The following is a 2,754-nucleotide window of genomic DNA, read 5'->3' as shown; positions in this document are numbered from 1 at the left end:
CGGGTGAGTACGGCGAGGTGCGCTGGGACGCCCTCGTCACCAACCAGCGCGACGAGACCGTCGCGACCTACGACGTCCTCACCCTCGTCGCGAAGGAGTGGCAGTGACCGAGACGCTGCAGTCCCATGTCGACGAGACGATCGGGCACGACCGGCGGATCGAGCCGCGTGACTGGATGCCCGACGGCTACCGGAGGACGATGATCCGGCAGATCGCGCAGCACGCGCACAGCGAGATCATCGGCATGCAGCCCGAGGGTAACTGGATCACGCGCGCGCCGTCGCTGCGGCGCAAGGCGATCCTGCTGGCGAAGGTGCAGGACGAGGCCGGGCACGGGCTGTACCTGTACAGCGCGGCCGAGACGCTCGGGGCCGACCGCGCCGAGCTCACCGAACTGCTCATCAGCGGCCGGCAGAAGTACTCGTCGATCTTCAACTACCCGACGCTGACCTACGCCGACGTCGGCGTGATCGGCTGGCTGGTCGACGGCGCCGCGATCTGCAACCAGGTGCCGCTGTGCCGGTCGTCCTACGGCCCGTACGCGCGGGCGATGGTGCGCATCTGCAAGGAGGAGTCGTTCCACCAGCGGCAGGGCTACGAGCTGCTGCTGACGATGATGCGTGGCACCGAGGCGCAGCGGCAGATGGTGCAGGACGCGACGAACCGTTTCTGGTGGCCGTCCCTCATGATGTTCGGACCGCCGGACGACCGTTCGCCGAACAGCGCGCAGTCGATGGCCTGGGGCATCAAGCGGCACAGCAACGACGAGCTGCGGCAGCGCTTCGTCGACATGTCCGTGCCGCAGGCCGAGAAGCTCGGCGTCACCCTGCCCGATCCGCAGTTGCGCTGGAACGACGAGCGCGGCCACTACGACTTCGGCCCGATCGACTGGGACGAGTTCGGTGCGGTGCTCGCCGGGAACGGCCCGTGCAACGCCCAGCGCATCCAGCGGCGCAAGCAGGCGCACGACGACGGCGCCTGGGTGCGCGAGGCAGCGATGGCCCACGCGGCGAAGGCGGGCGCGCGATGACCGACTTCACGGCCGAGGGCGGTCACGGCGCGGTGCCGACCAGCGGCGTGCCGGTCGGCGCGTCCGCGCGTCCGGGGTACCCGCTGTGGGAGGTGTTCCTGCGAGGCAAGCGCGGGCTGAACCACGTGCACGTCGGGTCGCTGCACGCGGCCGACGCCGAGATGGCGTTGCAGAACGCCCGTGACCTCTACACCCGCCGCAACGAGGGCGTCTCGATCTGGGTGGTGCGTTCGGCCGACATCGTGGCCAGCAGCCCGGACGAGAAGGACCCCTTCTTCGCGCCGTCGGCCGACAAGGTCTACCGGCACCCCACGTTCTATCCGATCCCCGACGACGTCCCCCATATGTGACGGGGAGCTGACATGGACCACGACAACCCCTACGACCTGCTCGGCGACGACTCCGACACCGGTCACCGGTGGGCGTTCGGCACCAACTTCGTCGATCCCCTGGAGGGCATCGACACCCGCGTGCCCGACGACGTCGACGCCGACGCGCTCGCGCGCACCTGTCTCGGCCTCGGCGACGACGCGCTGATCCTCAGCCACCGGCTGCAGCAGTGGATCACCCGGCTGCCCGAGCTCGAGGAGGAGACGGCGATCGCCAACATCGCCCTCGACCTGCTCGGCCAGGCACGCCTGCTGCTTGCCCGCGCCGGCACGATCCTCGGCCGCAACGAGGACGAGCTGGCCTACCTGCGCACCGAGGGCGAGTTCCGCAACGTCCGGCTGGTCGAGCCGGCCGACACCGACTTCGCCGACCTCGTCGCCCGCCTGCTCGTCGTCGCGACCTGGCGGCTCGCGACCTTCGAGGCGCTCACGACCGCACCCGACCCGGTGCTGGCCGCGATCGCGGCCAAGGGCGCGAAGGAACTGGCCTACCACCGCGACCACGCCGCGCTCTGGGTCGTGCGCCTCGGCGACGGCACCGAGCTGTCGCACACGCGCATGCAGGCCGCGCTCGAGCGGATCTGGCCGTACGTCGACGAGCTCTTCGCCGACGCGCCGCTCGGCGCCACCGTCGACCGCGGCGCCGTCGACGCCGTGCTCGACGCGGTGTTCGCCGCGGCGACCCTCGACCGCCCCGCGGTCGCCCCGCGCGCCGGGGTCGCCGGCCGCACCGGCCGCGACGGCGTGCACACCGAGGCGCTCGGCTACGTCCTCGCCGAACTGCAGTCGGTCGCCCGCGCCCACCCGGACGCGACATGGTGACCGCACCGGGCGCGCGAGTGGTGGGTTCCGCCCCGAGTGGTGACATGTTTCCCGCCACTCGCGCGACAACCCACCACTCGGCAGGGGGTGGAGCGCTGTGGGAGGTCGTGGCAGCGACGCCCGACCCCGAGCTGCCGCACGTCACGATCGCCGAGCTCGGCATCCTGCGTGAGGTCGCCGAGGCCGAGGGCGAGGTGGTCGTGACGATCACGCCCACCTACAGCGGCTGCCCGGCGATGCGGGAGATCGGCGCGGACATCACCGCGCGGCTGCACCGCGCCGGGCACGACCGGGTGCGCGTACGAACGGCCCTGAGCCCTGCGTGGACGACCGAGTGGATCACCGAGACGGGACGCCGCAAGCTGGCCGCCGCCGGCATCGCCCCGCCCACGCCGGTGCACCGGCGAGGCCCGGGGGGGGGGGGCGGCCACCCCCGCGCCCGGGCCGCCCCCCGCCGGGGGGCGCGCGCCCCCCCCGCCCGGGGGGGGGGGGGCCCCCCCCCCGGCCCCACCC

The 2,754-nt window shown here is 72.8% G+C and carries 4 protein-coding genes; all 4 read left to right on the top strand.

What is annotated here, in order from left to right:
• The first annotated feature begins 103 nt into the window (after positions 1-103).
• Positions 104-1,030, top strand: coding sequence for a 1,2-phenylacetyl-CoA epoxidase subunit PaaA (gene paaA, locus ACTHMS_RS10855; RefSeq protein ID WP_440306676.1), 927 nt, complete (start codon positions 104-106; stop codon positions 1,028-1,030).
• The gene (gene paaB, locus ACTHMS_RS10850) at positions 1,027-1,380 is read left to right on the top strand and encodes a 1,2-phenylacetyl-CoA epoxidase subunit PaaB (protein ID WP_440306675.1); all 354 of its coding nucleotides are present in this window, start codon (positions 1,027-1,029) and stop codon (positions 1,378-1,380) included. Before paaA ends, paaB begins: the two co-directional genes overlap by 4 nt.
• 12 nt (positions 1,381-1,392) lie before the next feature.
• Complete coding sequence (paaC, locus tag ACTHMS_RS10845) at positions 1,393-2,241, top strand: 1,2-phenylacetyl-CoA epoxidase subunit PaaC (RefSeq protein WP_440306674.1); 849 nt, start codon at positions 1,393-1,395, stop codon at positions 2,239-2,241.
• A 107-nt stretch (positions 2,242-2,348) separates the two neighbouring features.
• Positions 2,349-2,754, top strand: a 406-nt coding sequence (gene paaD / locus ACTHMS_RS10840) for a 1,2-phenylacetyl-CoA epoxidase subunit PaaD (RefSeq protein ID WP_440306673.1), incomplete at its 3' end; no start/stop codon positions are given.

Source organism: Jatrophihabitans sp. (assembly GCF_051960575.1).
Classification (GTDB): Bacteria; Actinomycetota; Actinomycetes; order Mycobacteriales; family Jatrophihabitantaceae; genus JBQCEE01.
The sequence above is the reverse complement of the archived record's forward strand: the minus strand, read 5'-3'. Positions and strand labels throughout refer to the sequence as shown.

Coding starts and splice junctions, on each gene's coding strand:
- paaC (WP_440306674.1), top strand. CDS start 1,393: ATGGACCACGACAACCCCTACGACCTGCTCGGCGACGACTCCGACACC.
- paaB (WP_440306675.1), top strand. CDS start 1,027: ATGACCGACTTCACGGCCGAGGGCGGTCACGGCGCGGTGCCGACCAGC.